Origin of the sequence: Mucilaginibacter sp. CAU 1740 (assembly GCF_039839285.1) — a bacterium.
Classification (GTDB): Bacteria; Bacteroidota; Bacteroidia; order Sphingobacteriales; family Sphingobacteriaceae; genus Mucilaginibacter.
This window is the reverse complement of record NZ_JBDOQS010000020.1, coordinates 50,354-65,379: the sequence shown is the minus strand read 5'-3', so window position 1 is coordinate 65,379 and position 15,026 is coordinate 50,354. Positions and strand designations below refer to the sequence as shown.

The following is a 15,026-nucleotide window of genomic DNA, read 5'->3' as shown; positions in this document are numbered from 1 at the left end:
ATATTAAGGCCAATTTCAGTTCAGGCTCTTTCTTAACCGTTACTTAACATCCCGGCAGTATCTTTAAAGCAAAATATTAGTTATGAGTACCCGTCGTGATTTTATCGGAACAGCCTTAAGCGGTGTTGCTGCCTTAAGCCTTTTACCTGCTGTAAACACTTTTGCTAACGAAAATAATCACTACAACCGTGTTACAGATAAAAAGCTGAAACTACGTTTTGCGTTAGCATCTGATATCCACTATGGCCAGCCCGAAACCGATTTCGCCCTCAATACCGGCAATATGGTAAAATGGCTTAATGAGGATCATCAAAAAAATAAACTCGATTTTGTAATAGTGAACGGCGATCTGGTACACAACCGCCCCGATCTGCTGCCCGAAATCAAAACCAAATACCTTGATAAACTAAACGTACCTTATCATACCATCCCCGGTAACCATGATTTTGCCGACGGCGAGATCTGGAAAAAAGCTTTTGGATACGAGGATAAATACACGGTGGAGTTTGGTGATATCGCTTTTGTGCTGGCTAACACAGCCGATACCAAGGGCGCTTATGTTTGCCCAAACAACGCGTTCATCAAGGCATCGCTTGATAAGTTTACCGATAAAAAGATAGTATTTGTGATACTGCACATCCCACCAATAAACTGGGCTAAAAATGATGTATTTGTTGATTGCCCCGAAACTATCGATCTGTTACACGCATATCCAAACGTAAAAGCGGTGTTTCATGGGCATGATCACCTTTTGGATGGGGTACGTTACACCGGCAAGCTACCGCATTTTTTTGATTCGCACATTGGCGGTAACTGGGGAACCGATTATAAAGGTTACCGGATTGTTGAAGTAGATGAGCAAAACGCTATTTACACTTATCAAGTAAACGCCAGCCAGAACCCGGTGCTTAATTCGAATAAATTTTAATTTTATTGGGATTACACCGATTTTTTTTCTGAACCATGATTTTTGGAATGTAAGGATGAACAGGATGGTTAGTTTATGATATACCAAAATCCTGCTAATCCAATAAATCCGCCCAAATCCTGGTTCAGATATTCTCCCCCGGATACTTCAACCCGATCTGCTCCCTTGCCTTATCAATCATAGCGATCATCTGCCTCGATAACTCGTGTGGTAAGATAGGGCTTTCGGTTTTGCCTTGCTTTATCAATTCGCAAAAATGGATTATCTCATAGTTTAGTCCCCCGGCCGTGAAAGATTCATCCAGTTCAACTGTCCGTCCGTCAAGGTAACTAATCGTGGCTTTAGCCGGGTTCCACCAGTTTTTATGGATGGTGATGTGGCCGAGTGTACCTGCAATAAGCGCGTCGCCTTTTCCATGCATATCAAAGCCACAGTATAACTGAGCATAACCGTTTTGGTGCAGCGTTTGAAAAATGGCAAACATATCGATCCCTGTTTCACCAAAACGACCCATAGTTTGAATATCCTGCATTGGTCCGAGCCAGTCGAGCGCTAAAAAGGCTTCATAAATAGCTATCTGCATCAGGCTGCCACCAACCAGATCGAGGTTATAATTAGGATGATCGGGCGGGCAATCGGCTACTGCCGAGCCGGCACGTACATAGCCAACAGGGCCAATCGGATCAGTAAGCAGGTGTTCTTTAAGCTTGGGGTATAGCGGATAGAAGGGAGGCTTCATACCCTCCATAAAAAGCAGCCCGGTTTGTTTGACAATGGCGAGTACCTCATCCAGCTCCTGAAGGTTTATGGTAACCGGCTTTTCGCAAAGTACATGCTTGCCTGCTTTAAGGGCTGCAATGCTGTAGGCTGCATGGCTATCGGGGAGGGTTGCAATGTAAACGGCGTCGATATCGCTGGCTAATAGCTCATCAACGCTACGGCAGGCTTCACCACCGTATTGTGCCACAAATGCATCAACAGTTTCGGGCCGGCGGGAGTAAGATGCCGCAAGTTCAACATCCGGAACTACCGCGAAGCCCTGCATAAATCTGTGTGCTATGCGTCCGCATCCTATAATACCCCATTTTATCATAAGTTGTTGTTTTATTTCAAGTGACTAAACTCTCGTCATTGCGAGGTACGAAGCAATCGCGAACTATACAGAGCCGATTTGCTTCCGTGCGATTGCTTCGTACCTCGCAATGACGCGTTGGTTAAGTATTACCGAAAATATCGCTTTAAAAGCAAAAGTCCTGAGTAAATATTATCTACTCAGGACTTTTGACTTAATACTTCCGATTTATTGGTACTGGATATAAATAGGGTATGGTTTGTATCTTGATAAAACCTCCTCTGGTGTTAACATATGGAAAGGAGCTTTCTTGATATCGTTTTTGTAAAACAGTTTGAACCCTGTAAACTGTACCGGCTCCTGGTTAATGAAGTAGCGGTAAGTACCGGTTTTCAAATCAGGTTCGCCCCAGCCATCCATATCCATTACCAGCTGAATTTCAGGATGTAATTTGATGTTTTTGTAGTTAGTCACCATCTTTTTAGTGAAACGGTGTACGATCAAAATTTTTGGTGGAAGACCATTTTTCTTAACAATCTTAGTAAGATAATCTGATACGTAGTTGATGTCTTCAGCATCATAAGTACCGATTTTTTTGCCTGGTTTGGTTCCGTCTTTCATCGAAAACTCAGGATCCATACCAAAATGAACTTGTGGCAATTCCAGGTATTTTTCAAGCAGTGGCAACTCGGCACGGATGTTACTCAAGGCTACCTGCACATCTAAAAATACAATAGCATGTGCCTTTTTAGCCAATACTAATACGCTATCTATCTGTTTAAACGGCATACGGTAACGGAATTTACCATCTTTACCACCATCACCTTGTGCAACCACGGCAATGTAGTGTAATGCAGGCTGTACCGGAGTTTTAGGATCTGCTTTTTCCCAATGTTTTACTTCGCCTTTTAGTTTAGCCAGCATTTCGTTTGGAGGTAATTCGCCCAAAATGCCCATCCTTTTCGAGTATAGGTTACCGTAAAAAGCAACTACACGTTTAAATGGTAAAATAGCGCCGCCAATAGGGTAAGGCGTATTTTTTACAGGCCACCTGCCGCTGGTATCGCCATGCGCGTTAAATTTCATTAACGAATCGTATAGCTTTTTATCGATAGGAGGGTATTCAGATTTTTTAACGCTCAGGGTATCCGCAGCTTCACCCTTGGCCGAATCGCCTTTGGCCGCTGCAGCTGTTTTCTTTCCGTCGGTTTTTTTGTCGCCGCCATTTTGCGAGCAACTGTTCAATAATAAACCCAGTGAGGCAACAAATGCGGCTGAGAGTACGAGCGTTTTTAATTTCATTGTTTATGTGTTCAGTAAATGCAGGTGTATATAAGGTGCGTTTATACTATTATTTCAACCGATTATAAACCGGCAAATGTGGGCTTAGTTTGCGCCAAAGATAGATATTGGAAGTTAATTACTTTTAATTTTATGAAACTTTCCAAAAACTCCCAGAGGCAGCTTAGGTCCCGCTGTAGCTTGTAAATAAAGCTCGCCAATTTCGAGGTTTTGTACCTGTGGAAATGAACTTTTGATCAGGTTTTCAACAATAACAGATGAGAAACCTAATGAGTAGGTGTTCAGGATGAGGAAGTGTTCTTCGGGATCGAGCAGTTGGGTAACATCGCGCATCATTTCGGTAATGTTATCTTCCAGTTTCCATTTTTCACCGTTAGGGCCATTGCCGTAGGCTGGAGGATCAAGGATGATGCCGTTATATTTTTTGCCGCGTTTCAGTTCGCGTTTTACAAATTTCAGAGCATCTTCAACCACCCAGCGGATATCTTTTAATCCCGAAATTTCCTGGTTTTCATTAGCCCAGGTAACCACCTGTTTTATCGAATCTACGTGGGTAGTATCGGCACCAGCCGCACGGGCTATTAATGATGCGCCGCCGGTGTAGGCAAACAGGTTAAGTACTTTAGGCTCGGGTGTTTTAAAACGCTTTACATTTTGGCTGATGTAATCCCAGTTCACGGCCTGCTCGGGGAAAATGCCCACATGCTTGAACGAGGTTAAACCCAACCTGAATTTTATTGCAGCTTCTTTGTTTTTGTATTCAATATGCCAGCGATCGGGAGTTTTTGGATCTTTTTTTACCCATTCGCCAGAGGTTGCCGAACGGCCTTTAAATTTAATATGGTGTAAACGTTGCCACTCAGATGCGGGCAATGTTTTATTCCAAACCGCCTGTGGCTCGGGGCGGATGAGTATAGTATTCCCAAAGCGTTCCAGTTTTTCAAAATCGCCGCAATCAATCAGCTCGTAATCTTTCCAGTGCGTTGGGGTAAGTAGTTGGATCATTCTTGTTCAGTTTGCAGTATGCTGTTGGCTTTTGCATGCCACAGTCAATAAATAGGTTGCAAATATAGTTATTATAAAAATACACCTGAAGTAAGCCAACTGATAACTGCCAACCGCTAACTATAACTTCTCTTTAGCTGCCTGCATAAACTTGCTGGCAAACACAAAATCGTTAAGTTCTTTATTATCGGTATGCGCAATTTCCTTATTGCTGCCTTCCCACCATTTTTGGCCCTGGTGTAAAAACACAATGTGATCGCCAATACCCATTACCGAGTTCATATCGTGCGTAACCACTACTGTTGTTATGCTGTACTCCTGGGTAAGCTCGGCTATTAGCTCATCAATTAATATAGATGTTTTTGGGTCGAGGCCGGAGTTGGGCTCATCCACAAAAAGATATTTAGGCTGCATGGAAATAGCGCGGGCAATACCAACACGCTTTTTCATACCGCCCGAAAGTTCGGCCGGATAAAGCTTGTTTTTACCTGCAAGGTTAACGCGTTCTAAACAAAAGTTGGCGCGCTCAAGCTTTTCTGCTTTCGATTTATCGGTGAACAGGTTTAAAGGGAACATGATATTCTCCTCAACCGTCATAGAATCAAACAGGGCGGAGTTTTGAAAAAGCATACCAATGCTTGTACGGATAGGGACGCGCTGTTCAAAATCCATTTGGGTGAAGTTTTCGTTATCGAAAAATACTTCACCTTTTGAAGGCTCGTGCAAGCCCACTATACATTTTAACAGTGTTGTTTTACCAGAACCAGATCCACCTATAATAAGGTTGTTTTTACCTTCGTGAAAAATTGAGCTGATCCCTTTTAAAACGTGATTTTCTCCAAAGGTTTTGTTGATGTCTTTAATCTCGATCATAGCATTAAACGGGTGATTACAAGGTCGGCAAATAAGATCATCACACAACTAAAAACCACACCTTTAGTAGCTGATTGGCCTACCTCAAGTGCGCCGCCAGATGTGTAAAAGCCCTGGTAAGCACAGATGGATGCAATGATAAAGCCAAAAACAATAGCTTTAACCAATGCCACTTCTACAGTTAAGCCATCAAAACCGTCGCGCACACCAACAATGTAATCGGCAGGAGTAATATCGCCCGAAGCTAAACATGCAATGTAACCACCGGTAATACCTAAAGTAATTGATGCTATAACTAATAAAGGAACCATACTCATGCCCGCGATTATTTTAGGCGATATCAGGTATCCCGGCGCATTCACACCCATAATTTCGAGGGCGTCAATTTGTTCGGTAACCCGCATAGTGCCAATTTGTGATGCAATGCTGGACCCAACACGACCGGCCAAAACCAGCGCCGATATGGTCGGACTAAACTCAAGAATGGTTGAGTCGCGGGCAATTTTACCTGCAATACTAAGCGGTACCAACGGACTTGACAGCTGGAAGGCCACCTGGATAGTTGTTGCCGCGCCGATAAATACGGATATGATGGAGATAATACCTAACGATCCGATACCTACCGAAACCATTTCGCGCATTACCTCGGCCCAGTACACACTGAACTTCTCGGGCTTTCTGAAACTTAAACGCAGTAAGAGTATATATTTTCCTAAGCTTTCAAACATTTGCTTTTATAAAAATTCGGTTAAAAATACGCTTTTTTACCTTTATGCCTAAATGGTCAGTAATTAAACAAGTCATTTAAATTCCATTTTGTAAGCGTATCAATTACTATGCTTACGTAAATTGCGGGCATAAAGCTTCAATCGTAAAAAATAAAAATCGACAAAAACATATGAAAAACGTACTCATTACCGGATCAACTAAAGGCATGGGCCGCTCAATTGCAATTGCTTTTGCTAATGAAGGATTAAACGTGGCAATTTGTTCTCGGAATGAGCAAGAATTATTAAATTTTAAAGACGAGCTGGAACAGGTAGATGCCGGTGTAAAGGTTTTTGCTATGAAAGCCGATGGCAGCAACAAAGCTGAACTGTTAAAATTTGCCGCCGCTGCCGAGGCGGAGTTAGGCTTTATTGATGTTGTAGTTAATAACCTGGGTACGTATATCCAATCAAGCATATTGGACGATACCGACGAAACTTTGAATGTTCAGTTGAATACCAACCTGCTGCCTGCTTATGAGCTGTACCGTTTTTTCGGTAAAAAAATGGCATCGGCAAAAAAAGGTCGCTTCTTTAATATATGTTCTGTCGCGGCTTTTACCCCTGTTGTACAAGCCGGAAGTTACAGTGTAACAAAATACGCGTTGTTAGGTCTAACAAGAGTAATGAGGCTCGAGATGCAGGAGCATGGTGTAAAAGTTACTGCCGTAATACCCGGATCAACGTTAACGGATTCGTGGAAAGGAGCGGAGGTTGACCCAAATACCATGGTGCTGCCCGAAGACATCGCATCAGCAGTGATCAATATATACAGGATGAGCACAGGTGCTAATGTCGACGAAATCATCATCAAACCCGCACCGGGCCAGTTATGATCAATCAACATTAAACATAAAAACATAAGTTATGGAAAAGAAACTACATCGCGACGAACACCACAAGGTAATAGGTGGCGTTTGCGCGGGCCTTGCCGAGTACTTCGGCACGGATGTAGCCATTATAAGGGCGATATTCGTTGTGGCATTATTATTAAAAGGTGGTGGCGTTTTAGCCTACATTGTACTTTGGATTGTACTACCTAAAAAAGGCTTTAATTTTAACCCGGGTGTGGATTACCGCGTGCCTCCGCAGGCTGATCCTTTCAATCCGTTCACCAGCGCTCCGCAAGGAGATTTTAACGCGCCGCCATTTATGGCACCGCCGCAAAAAAAGGCCTCAAAGGTTGGCCTTATTATAGGTGTGGTATTGATCCTGATAGGCGCAGGTACGCTGCTTAGTGAACTTGACCTGGTACCCGATTGGGATTTTGAAAACATTTGGCCATTGGTTTTAGTGGCAGGTGGTATCGCCCTGATAGCTTCGGGCTTCAAAAAACAACCGTGGGAAAAGAATGACTGGCACGCCAATGAACCCGTAGCCGACGAGCCGAAAGTTGAGCCAACTAAAGAAGAAACAGAATCTGATAACACTCCACCAACTATATAACTATCATGAGAAGCGATAAACTTGTTCCGGGTACTATCCTGGTTTTGTTGGGAGTAGTATTCCTGCTGGATAACTTCCACGTAATAAATTTTGACTGGATGAACATTTTTTACCTGTGGCCAATATTTTTGGTGATGGGTGGCGTAAGCCTGGTGTTTGCCGGTAACCGGTCGCCTTTGGCCACTATATTAAAACTGTCTGTTGTTGTTGCAGGCTTCGCACTGCTGGTGTTTGGCAACTTTGGCAAACGCTACCATTTTTGGCCTAACGCCTGGAACTTTCATTACGATGATGACCGTAATAATGACGGCGACGATGACGACAGTGATACCACCAATACCGATCAGGGCGTGGTAAAAGTTGGCGGTGAAAATACCTTTAAGCAAGATTATACACCTACTATTAAATATGCGCGTCTAAACTTAAGCGGCGGCGGTACGGTTTATAATTTAAGTGATACCACTACCGATCTGTTCAATGCCAAAACACAGGAGCTGTATGGTAAATACGTTTTGAACCAAAAAAAGGATGATTCTGTATCTGTAGTCGACCTGCATTTGAAGAATAATAAAGGTTTCCATTTTGATACCGACGATGATAAAAACAACAAAGCCGACATTAAATTAAACCCAAATCCGATATGGGATATTGAGGTACAAACAGGTGCGACAGATTTAAATTTTGATCTTTCGAAATTCAAAATAAAAAGCCTAACTTTAAAGGGCGGAGCAGCGTCGTTTGATGTGAAGCTTGGAAACCCAATTTCGACCACAAATGTGGAGGTTTCAACAGGTGCATCAGAGGTGATTATCAGCGTGCCCAAGAGTGCAGCGTGCCGTATTATTGCCAACACAGGCCTATCAGATAATACGTTTGCAGGGTTTGATAAAAAGGGTGATAACAGCTACGAAACCGAAGGGTTCGCTAATGCCAAAAACAAAATACTCATACACATGAGCGGCGGTATATCCGATTTTAAAGTAAACCGATACTAAATAACCTAAATCCTGAGTAAAACGATACCGGGACATAATACAAAATAATGCATTGCCAAGCGCCTCGTCGGGTTTTCTGACGGGGCTTTTTTACGCCGAATGATAGCCGTTAGCTTCACTCTTTTGTCATATAGCTGTTGCACAGGTTCAAAAAGTGTTAAATAGAAAACCATTGGTGTTAAAAATAAGTTTACTTTACAGCATAAATTAACTACCATGAAATACCGCTACCTTATATTATCTGCAATACTATTTTTTGCCTGCACGGCACAAGCCCAAAACGTTGTTAAAGGTTCGGTTAACGAGGCCGGAAGGAGCACTAAGCTGTCAAACGTATTTGTGCGCGATAACCAAAACAGGCAAATGACCATTACCGATAATAAAGGAGCTTTCAGTATCCGTACTGAAACCGGGCATATCCTTATTTTCAGTTCGCCGGGTTATGTATCCGATACCTTATATGTAACGGATTTTACCCCGAAGAAGATAGAGCTGGTTACCGAAACAATCAATTTGAAACAGGTAAACATCAGCGCCAAACGCGAAAGCTTTGACGCGCATAAAGAATACCCCGAAGTTTATACCCGCAGTAAGGTTTACCCGCTATCGCCAACATCATGGTTTAGCAAAGAGGCGCGTGATGCCCGTAAGCTTAAAAAATACTTTAAACGCGAAGAGGAAGAACGCCATATTGATGAAGTATTTAACATGAACTATGTACAAAGCATTATCCCGCTGCGCGGCCAGGAATTGGAGAACTTCATGACACTCTACAGGCCAAGCTATGCTTTTATCACCAATAACAATGGTCCATCGCTGGCAGTTTATATTAATGATTCGTATAAAAAATACCAGGCGCTACCGGCTGAGAAACGGACGTTGCCTGAGTTGAAGGAGTAGTTTGGAAAGGGGGCTAAAAATATATAAAAACGTCATTGCGAGGTACGAAGCAATCGCACGCAAGCAGAGACGCCCTGTATAGTTCGCGATTGCTTCGTACCTCGCAATGACGTTTTTGTTGGAAGGGGACGTAATTAACTCAATCTGCCCAAACAGATAGATCATCGTTAATGATCTTCTGATAAACCAACTCAATTTGGCTTTTCAGTATCCTATCTTCAGATAGTGGAGGTAGATCGTTGATATCAAAATACTGCACATCCAGCACATCAAAACCTTTATTGAGCTCGGTAGTGATGGCCTTGCAATAGAAAACCATTTTATACACATAAAAAGGCTGAGGTGGGTGTGGGTGCATCTTTTTATCAAATACAGCCAATAACCGCTCGGCACTAACTTGTAAGCCAGTTTCTTCCCAAAACTCTTTGATGATGGTCTCTTTAGGCGTATAGCCAATATCACCCCAACCACCGGGTAACGACCATTTACCGTCGCCGCTTTCCCTCGCCAACAAAATTTTATTATCTGGCGAGAGCAAGATGCCCCGAAGGTCAACTTTTGCGGTAGGGTAATCGGCTGATTGTGGAAAAAGCAGGTTGATTTTTTCTGATCCGTAGCCGCTAACCTCATCAAACATTTGGGTGCTGAGGTGTTGCAGTTCCTGGTAGCGTTCAATATCGTATTCGCCTTTGGCGTAAAGCAGACCGGTATCGGCAAGGGCACGCAGTTGCGTGATCAGGGCAAGAAGATTGGTGTTTGACATAGTAGGGGGATGTATAAATATTCTGTCAGCTGAGGAACAAAGCATCTTCTTCAATATGCCAGGCCGATAAACAGGGCGTAGAAGATCCTTCGTTCCTCAGGATGACAAATTGAATCAAAAAATGTTTAATTGAAATTAACCAAATCCGAAATTGACAATCCAAATTCCGAAATCAACAGAACCTATCCTCTACCCAACAACTCATCCAGCTTGTTGCGTTCGGTTTGCAGTTCGCGGGCAAGTTTCTTTTCTTTTTCGTTGGCTTTGGCTTTGTAGGTTTTGTATTCCTCGTCAAGCTCTTCGTATAGCTTAATTCGGTATTTGGCCTCGCGGCTATGCGCACCCGAGCGGGCTATCACAATAACAGCAACAACACCAAAAACAATTACCAGTCCCCACATTACCAGGTTATAAGTGGCTTTGGTAAGCGGTATGCCCACTAAACCAATCTCATCGCGTTTAGCGTTCGATTCGTTCAGGGCTTGTTCTTTGCTGTTGGCGTCTGATTTTAGGGTTTCAACACTTTTACCCTGTTCGGCCAGTTTGCCTTTCGCTTCGGTAAGCTGGCGGCGGGTAATGTTGAGGGTATCTTTCATGTTTTTCCACAACGCAGCAACCAATGGTTGCTGGTAATGGTAAAGTTTGCTGAGCAGGTATTGGTACTGGCCGTTAAGGCTTTTATCTTTTTGCAAGGCTGAGTCGGCAGCTGTTGGTTTTGGTTGCGCGTAAGTGTATTTAACAGGAACAGCAGGCGGTGTTGTGGCCGGAACTTTTGCCGGGCTTACTCTTACAATTGGGGGGATTGCATTTGGTTTCATGGTAGCGGGCTTCTTTTTAGCGGCGGTATCCTGGGCAAAGCTTGCTGTAACGCTGCTTAAAAAAAATGCTGTTAAAACCGTTATCTTAAAAATTAAATGCTTAGTCATCAAGTGTAAAATTAGGTATCTGATATTAACAAAACTGGCTACATATGGTTTTATTATAATATCAGCCGGTTTGTTTGGCTAAAATAAGCTTTCATACGTAATTAACCTACTCATAGTTATATTAGCGGCATGAATATAGGTATTATTGGTTTGGGCGATATGGGACGCCTGTATGCAAAGGCTTTTGCCAAAGCTGGTTACACGGTTAGCGGTTGCGATTTACCGGCCAATCGCCAAAAACTGGAAGAGGAGCTAACGCCCTTCGGCATCAAAGTGATGGACAATGGCAAGGATATAGCCCGTATCAATGACCTAATTATTTATTCGGTTGAGGCCGATAGCATGGAGCGTGTGGTGGCCGAATATGGCCCCTCAACCAAGTACGGCGCCATAGTGGCCGGGCAAACCTCGGTGAAATCGCCGGAGATAGCTACGTTTGAGAAACACCTGCCTGCCGATGCACAGATCGTGACTTTTCACGGGATGCACGGGCCGGGGTTCGATCCTAAAGGGCAAACCCTCATCCTCATCCCGCACCGCTCAACGCCCGAAGCCTACCAGCGCATGTACGATCTGTTCACCGCCATAGGTAGCGCGATTGTTGAAATCCCCGATTACCACGAGCACGACCGTATCGTAGCCGACACCCAGGCTGTTACCCACGTAGGTTTCGAGAGTATGGGCACCGCCTGGAAATCGGCCGGATTTTTTCCCTGGGAAAATGCATCTTATATAGGTGGTATCGATAATGTGAAGATCCTTACAACCCTACGCATCTTCAGCTATAAAGCACACGTTTACGCTGGGTTGGCTATCCTTAATCCCTATGCACGCCAGCAGGTTAAGCGCTATGCCGAATCCGAATCGGAATTATTTAAGTTGATGATCAAGGAAGAGTCGCAGGCATTTAAGGAGCGCATTTACCGGGCGCGCGATTTTGTTTTTCACGAAAGCCGCAAGCCTATTATGCTTAACGATACCGTGATGAAGGAGTTTTCACTATCCCAACATGCCGATAGCCAGAAACCTAATTCGCACCTTAGTATATTAAGTATGGTTGATGCCTGGTACCATCTTGGCGTTAACCCTTATGATAACCTGATTTGCCAAACGCCGCCTTTCCGCTTGAGGTTGGGTATTGCCGAGTACTTATTTAAGAATGAGGAACTATTGGAGGAATCATTGGAAACGGCCCTATATGATAAAACCATCCGTGGTGATGATTTGGAGTTTCACTCGGCGGTGAGGGATTGGTCGGCTATTATTGGGTTTGGCGATATGGAGGGGTATAAGAAACATTTTAATGATACGCAGGCATTTTTTAGTCACCGGTTGGATGAGGGCAAGGCGCAGAGTGCCGAGTTGATCCGCAGGTTGATGATGGAGTAGTTTTGATTTTGGATTTCGGATGTTCGATTTCGGATTTATTGGGATTACACCGATTAATTTTTGATTACACCGATATTGACCGTTGATGGGGGGATTGCGTTGATTGTCTGAACCGGAATTTAATGGAATTTTGGGAATAGACAGAGTGCTAAGCAAATTCTATAAATTCCCAAAATTCCCCCCAAATTCGGGTTCAGACATCACTGTTCAATTTTTAAAAGTGTAAACACTTTGTTGTTTTTTGAAATTTGAACACTATTGATAATCAGTTATTTGTGAAAATTTTAAAACAATAGAAATATCGAAATCAACACAGTGTTGTTGATAATCAGGTAGTTATGTTTTTGGGTTCCGAAACATTGAACACCCGTTTTTCAAAAATTGAACACTGACAATATCTTGTCAGTAAACAACAGGTACAACTTGTTACCGCATGGGTAATATCTGTATCTTTATGCTTTAAATTTAACAATAACCTGAACCGTGTAATGATCCAGTTTAAAGCCAAGCTCAGGCTTGTATTTTTTCCTTTTATTGGTATTACTTTAGGAGTTATACTTCTCTATACTTTTTTGCATTGGTTTTTTCTTGATTAGCTGGCCGACCTTGGTTTGACGGATAGGGATACGGATATTTTGGGGCCGATGGCGCTGAGTGTAATAGTATCTTTCGTTTGTATATTCCCTAAGCGCAAAAAAATAGTCCCTGCAGATAGGAGTAAAAATCCTATGGTCGCTTTGATCATGTTTGGTTGCCTTGTCGTTGTTTTTCCGTTGGCTCTTTCGCAGCAATATATGGCAACGGCTACGGGCAAGCTTACAAAGCTGGATAGTATGAGCCAGGTACACTATGTGCCCTCAACAAAGTATTATACCGTAAAGAAGTACTATCCAAGTAAGGGCCTGGTACATATTAAAATGCATTTTTATGTATCCGGAAAAAACAATGCCGATTTCAACATGGATGCCTATACCGCAGTGCCGGTTTTTGATCGGGTTTATCCTGATACCAACCGCATTACCATTATGCGCAACCGCGTAAACCCAAAAACATTGGTTATTGTTAACGATACGCTAAGTAATATGCCCGCGCTGAAAAAGCTCCCTGCCGATTCGGTTTGGATGATGCGCTATATTAACCCAACCATGGTGATGCCTAAATACGGTGATGCAGGTAAGTATGGGGCGCTGGCAGTGGTTACCAAAAGCTATAAATTTAAAAAAGGGCCACCCACTAATAAAATTGCCCCCGCGGCATGGCTTGTTTTTAAATACCATAAAGCAATAAGCAATAACCTCAAGCCCGACGAGAAGCAGGTGCAGTTTATCCAATTTACAAAACACTGTGAGGCCGATTTTAAAAAAGAACCATTAAACAAGGCAATATACATGGCCCGCCTACCCTACGATGACGAAACGGCTATATATCTTGAGGCGATAAACTCACGCGAAGATGTTGTTTACGGCGAGCATACCCTGCTATCGCCCGTTTATACATCCTTCAATAAGCGAAACGGCAATAAGCTGGCTCTGATAATAGGTTTGTTTTTCCTCACCTCAGCATTCTTTTTATTAATGCTTGAACTGGCTTTTAAAGTAGATTACCAGTACGGTGTTCAGTTGGGGATTTTTAAAGAGCGGAAAAAGCGGGTGAGAAAAAAGATTATGCCGATTGATAGCCCGGATGAAACAATTTAAGCGGGTAGGAGTGGAGCACCCGTTGCCAAAAACAAGTTACTTTTATAAATATAATTAAATAATAATATCAACATGGATAAGGTACGTGTCCTGATAGTAGGCCTTGAAGAGGCTGAAGTTAACGCGATTAAGCAAAACTTAGGTTTTAATTATTTACTGGTAACCTACGATTCATTACCACAAGTAAAATTGGTTGAAGGCGAATTGTATGTTGAAAGCCCAACGGTGCCTGATAAATACTTGCTGGTTAACAAGGTAATATTTCATGGTATTTATAAAGATGATGTTGATTTTATTACCCTTTTAGCTTTGTGGAACGGACCTTGCCTGCCCAATGCTTTAGGCATGATGGATCTGCGCCAACGCATCCCCGGCCTGGTACGTGCGCTTTCGGTATCCCGCTTTGGCGGTATTAAGCGTGGCATGGTGATAAACGAGCAAGATTACTCGGCCACTACCGAAACCGTTGCCAAATGGGGGATCTGGCATTGCGGCGAAGACAAAGCCAAATTTAACGGCGATTGGACGAGCTCCGAAACCTCAGTTATTGAACAGTTTATTGATGGTGAGGCTGTACGCATCATGATAGTTGGTGATAAAAGCTGGCAGATCAGGCTCACCGGTGATACCTGGCTAAAATCTATCCATAACGAAGGTTCGTGGGAAATGGAAACAGATCCCGAACTACTGGCCGATAGCCAGGCCATTGCCAAACATTTCAATTTGCAAACCGTAGGGGTTGATTATATTGTTGGTAAAGACGGCGAGCGTTATTTGCTGGAGGTTAACCATATTCCTAATGTTACGGTATTCCCGTTTGTGAACGAAGCATTTGTGGAGTTTGCAGGGGAGTGGGTGGTAAGTTAAAAAGACAGTTTGGTTTATGGAATCATTTGAAAGCATTGCCAACCTTATAGAAGTCAACCGGGATATTATAAACTTCGGAAATTTTGGTGAAGGAGT

General features: G+C 43.1%; 15 protein-coding genes. 8 read left to right on the top strand and 7 right to left on the bottom strand.

Annotation, left to right across the window (positions count from 1 at the left end):
- Positions 1–82 precede the first annotated feature (82 nt).
- Positions 83–928 (top strand): metallophosphoesterase, encoded by an 846-nt coding sequence (locus AAFN85_RS30530; RefSeq protein ID WP_347531753.1) that lies wholly within the window; start codon positions 83–85, stop codon positions 926–928.
- Between the two features lie 124 nt (positions 929–1,052).
- Here AAFN85_RS30530 and AAFN85_RS30525 read toward each other — a convergent pair whose 3' ends face one another.
- From AAFN85_RS30525 to AAFN85_RS30505, 5 genes are all read right to left on the bottom strand, one after another.
- Positions 1,053–2,021 carry a Gfo/Idh/MocA family oxidoreductase gene (locus AAFN85_RS30525; RefSeq protein WP_347531752.1) on the bottom strand — a complete coding sequence of 323 codons (969 nt, stop codon included), beginning with the start codon at positions 2,019–2,021 and terminating at the stop codon, positions 1,053–1,055.
- A 207-nt stretch (positions 2,022–2,228) separates the two neighbouring features.
- On the bottom strand, positions 2,229–3,302 hold the full coding sequence (locus AAFN85_RS30520; RefSeq protein ID WP_347531751.1) for a hypothetical protein: 1,074 nt from the start codon (positions 3,300–3,302) through the stop codon (positions 2,229–2,231).
- Between the two features lie 114 nt (positions 3,303–3,416).
- Positions 3,417–4,307 (bottom strand): class I SAM-dependent methyltransferase, encoded by an 891-nt coding sequence (locus AAFN85_RS30515; RefSeq protein WP_347531750.1) that lies wholly within the window; start codon positions 4,305–4,307, stop codon positions 3,417–3,419.
- Positions 4,308–4,427: 120 nt separating this feature from the next.
- The gene (locus tag AAFN85_RS30510; protein ID WP_347531749.1) at positions 4,428–5,180 is read right to left on the bottom strand and encodes an ATP-binding cassette domain-containing protein; all 753 of its coding nucleotides are present in this window, start codon (positions 5,178–5,180) and stop codon (positions 4,428–4,430) included.
- Positions 5,177–5,908 (bottom strand): ABC transporter permease, encoded by a 732-nt coding sequence (locus AAFN85_RS30505; protein WP_347531748.1) that lies wholly within the window; start codon positions 5,906–5,908, stop codon positions 5,177–5,179. The genes AAFN85_RS30510 and AAFN85_RS30505 overlap by 4 nt, the downstream gene beginning before the upstream one ends.
- Before the next feature lie 170 nt (positions 5,909–6,078).
- On the opposite strand from AAFN85_RS30505, the gene AAFN85_RS30500 reads away from it, so the two are divergent.
- The 4 genes from AAFN85_RS30500 to AAFN85_RS30485 all read left to right on the top strand — a co-directional run bounded on the left by AAFN85_RS30500 (position 6,079) and on the right by AAFN85_RS30485 (position 9,288).
- A complete protein-coding gene (locus AAFN85_RS30500; protein WP_347531747.1) occupies positions 6,079–6,783 on the top strand; it encodes an SDR family oxidoreductase in 705 nt (234 codons plus the stop codon).
- 31 nt (positions 6,784–6,814) lie between these two features.
- Positions 6,815–7,393 carry a PspC domain-containing protein gene (locus AAFN85_RS30495; RefSeq protein WP_347531746.1) on the top strand — a complete coding sequence of 193 codons (579 nt, stop codon included), beginning with the start codon at positions 6,815–6,817 and terminating at the stop codon, positions 7,391–7,393.
- A gap of 5 nt (positions 7,394–7,398) precedes the next feature.
- A complete protein-coding gene (locus tag AAFN85_RS30490; protein WP_347531745.1) occupies positions 7,399–8,388 on the top strand; it encodes a DUF5668 domain-containing protein in 990 nt (329 codons plus the stop codon).
- A 216-nt stretch (positions 8,389–8,604) separates the two neighbouring features.
- A complete protein-coding gene (locus AAFN85_RS30485; RefSeq protein WP_347531744.1) occupies positions 8,605–9,288 on the top strand; it encodes a hypothetical protein in 684 nt (227 codons plus the stop codon).
- A 139-nt stretch (positions 9,289–9,427) separates the two neighbouring features.
- Here the strand turns inward: AAFN85_RS30485 and AAFN85_RS30480 are convergent, their stop codons facing one another.
- Together AAFN85_RS30480 and AAFN85_RS30475 are read right to left on the bottom strand one after the other, a co-directional pair.
- The gene (locus AAFN85_RS30480; protein WP_347531743.1) at positions 9,428–10,051 is read right to left on the bottom strand and encodes an NUDIX hydrolase; all 624 of its coding nucleotides are present in this window, start codon (positions 10,049–10,051) and stop codon (positions 9,428–9,430) included.
- 182 nt (positions 10,052–10,233) lie between these two features.
- Positions 10,234–10,977: a hypothetical protein gene (locus tag AAFN85_RS30475; RefSeq protein WP_347531742.1), complete on the bottom strand. Its 744-nt coding sequence runs from the start codon at positions 10,975–10,977 to the stop codon at positions 10,234–10,236.
- A 129-nt stretch (positions 10,978–11,106) separates the two neighbouring features.
- Between AAFN85_RS30475 and AAFN85_RS30470 the strand changes: the two genes are divergently transcribed.
- The 3 genes from AAFN85_RS30470 (at position 11,107) to AAFN85_RS30460 (ending at position 14,930) form a co-directional block, all read left to right on the top strand.
- Positions 11,107–12,366, top strand: coding sequence for a prephenate dehydrogenase (locus AAFN85_RS30470; RefSeq protein ID WP_347531741.1), 1,260 nt, complete (start codon positions 11,107–11,109; stop codon positions 12,364–12,366).
- A gap of 728 nt (positions 12,367–13,094) precedes the next feature.
- Positions 13,095–14,063 (top strand): hypothetical protein, encoded by a 969-nt coding sequence (locus AAFN85_RS30465; protein ID WP_347531740.1) that lies wholly within the window; start codon positions 13,095–13,097, stop codon positions 14,061–14,063.
- Between the two features lie 72 nt (positions 14,064–14,135).
- Positions 14,136–14,930 carry a hypothetical protein gene (locus AAFN85_RS30460; protein WP_347531739.1) on the top strand — a complete coding sequence of 265 codons (795 nt, stop codon included), beginning with the start codon at positions 14,136–14,138 and terminating at the stop codon, positions 14,928–14,930.
- The last annotated feature ends 96 nt before the right edge of the window (positions 14,931–15,026 follow it).

Excerpts from the sequence above, each read along its gene's own strand:
- AAFN85_RS30480 (WP_347531743.1), bottom strand. The coding sequence starts at position 10,051 with ATGTCAAACACCAATCTTCTTGCCCTGATCACGCAACTGCGTGCCCTT.
- AAFN85_RS30465 (WP_347531740.1), top strand. The coding sequence starts at position 13,095 with ATGGTCGCTTTGATCATGTTTGGTTGCCTTGTCGTTGTTTTTCCGTTG.
- AAFN85_RS30520 (WP_347531751.1), bottom strand. The coding sequence starts at position 3,302 with ATGAAATTAAAAACGCTCGTACTCTCAGCCGCATTTGTTGCCTCACTG.
- AAFN85_RS30510 (WP_347531749.1), bottom strand. The coding sequence starts at position 5,180 with ATGATCGAGATTAAAGACATCAACAAAACCTTTGGAGAAAATCACGTT.
- AAFN85_RS30460 (WP_347531739.1), top strand. The coding sequence starts at position 14,136 with ATGGATAAGGTACGTGTCCTGATAGTAGGCCTTGAAGAGGCTGAAGTT.
- AAFN85_RS30475 (WP_347531742.1), bottom strand. The coding sequence starts at position 10,977 with ATGACTAAGCATTTAATTTTTAAGATAACGGTTTTAACAGCATTTTTT.
- AAFN85_RS30490 (WP_347531745.1), top strand. The coding sequence starts at position 7,399 with ATGAGAAGCGATAAACTTGTTCCGGGTACTATCCTGGTTTTGTTGGGA.
- AAFN85_RS30505 (WP_347531748.1), bottom strand. The coding sequence starts at position 5,908 with ATGTTTGAAAGCTTAGGAAAATATATACTCTTACTGCGTTTAAGTTTC.
- AAFN85_RS30485 (WP_347531744.1), top strand. The coding sequence starts at position 8,605 with ATGAAATACCGCTACCTTATATTATCTGCAATACTATTTTTTGCCTGC.
- AAFN85_RS30470 (WP_347531741.1), top strand. The coding sequence starts at position 11,107 with ATGAATATAGGTATTATTGGTTTGGGCGATATGGGACGCCTGTATGCA.
- AAFN85_RS30500 (WP_347531747.1), top strand. The coding sequence starts at position 6,079 with ATGAAAAACGTACTCATTACCGGATCAACTAAAGGCATGGGCCGCTCA.
- AAFN85_RS30495 (WP_347531746.1), top strand. The coding sequence starts at position 6,815 with ATGGAAAAGAAACTACATCGCGACGAACACCACAAGGTAATAGGTGGC.
- AAFN85_RS30525 (WP_347531752.1), bottom strand. The coding sequence starts at position 2,021 with ATGATAAAATGGGGTATTATAGGATGCGGACGCATAGCACACAGATTT.
- AAFN85_RS30530 (WP_347531753.1), top strand. The coding sequence starts at position 83 with ATGAGTACCCGTCGTGATTTTATCGGAACAGCCTTAAGCGGTGTTGCT.
- AAFN85_RS30515 (WP_347531750.1), bottom strand. The coding sequence starts at position 4,307 with ATGATCCAACTACTTACCCCAACGCACTGGAAAGATTACGAGCTGATT.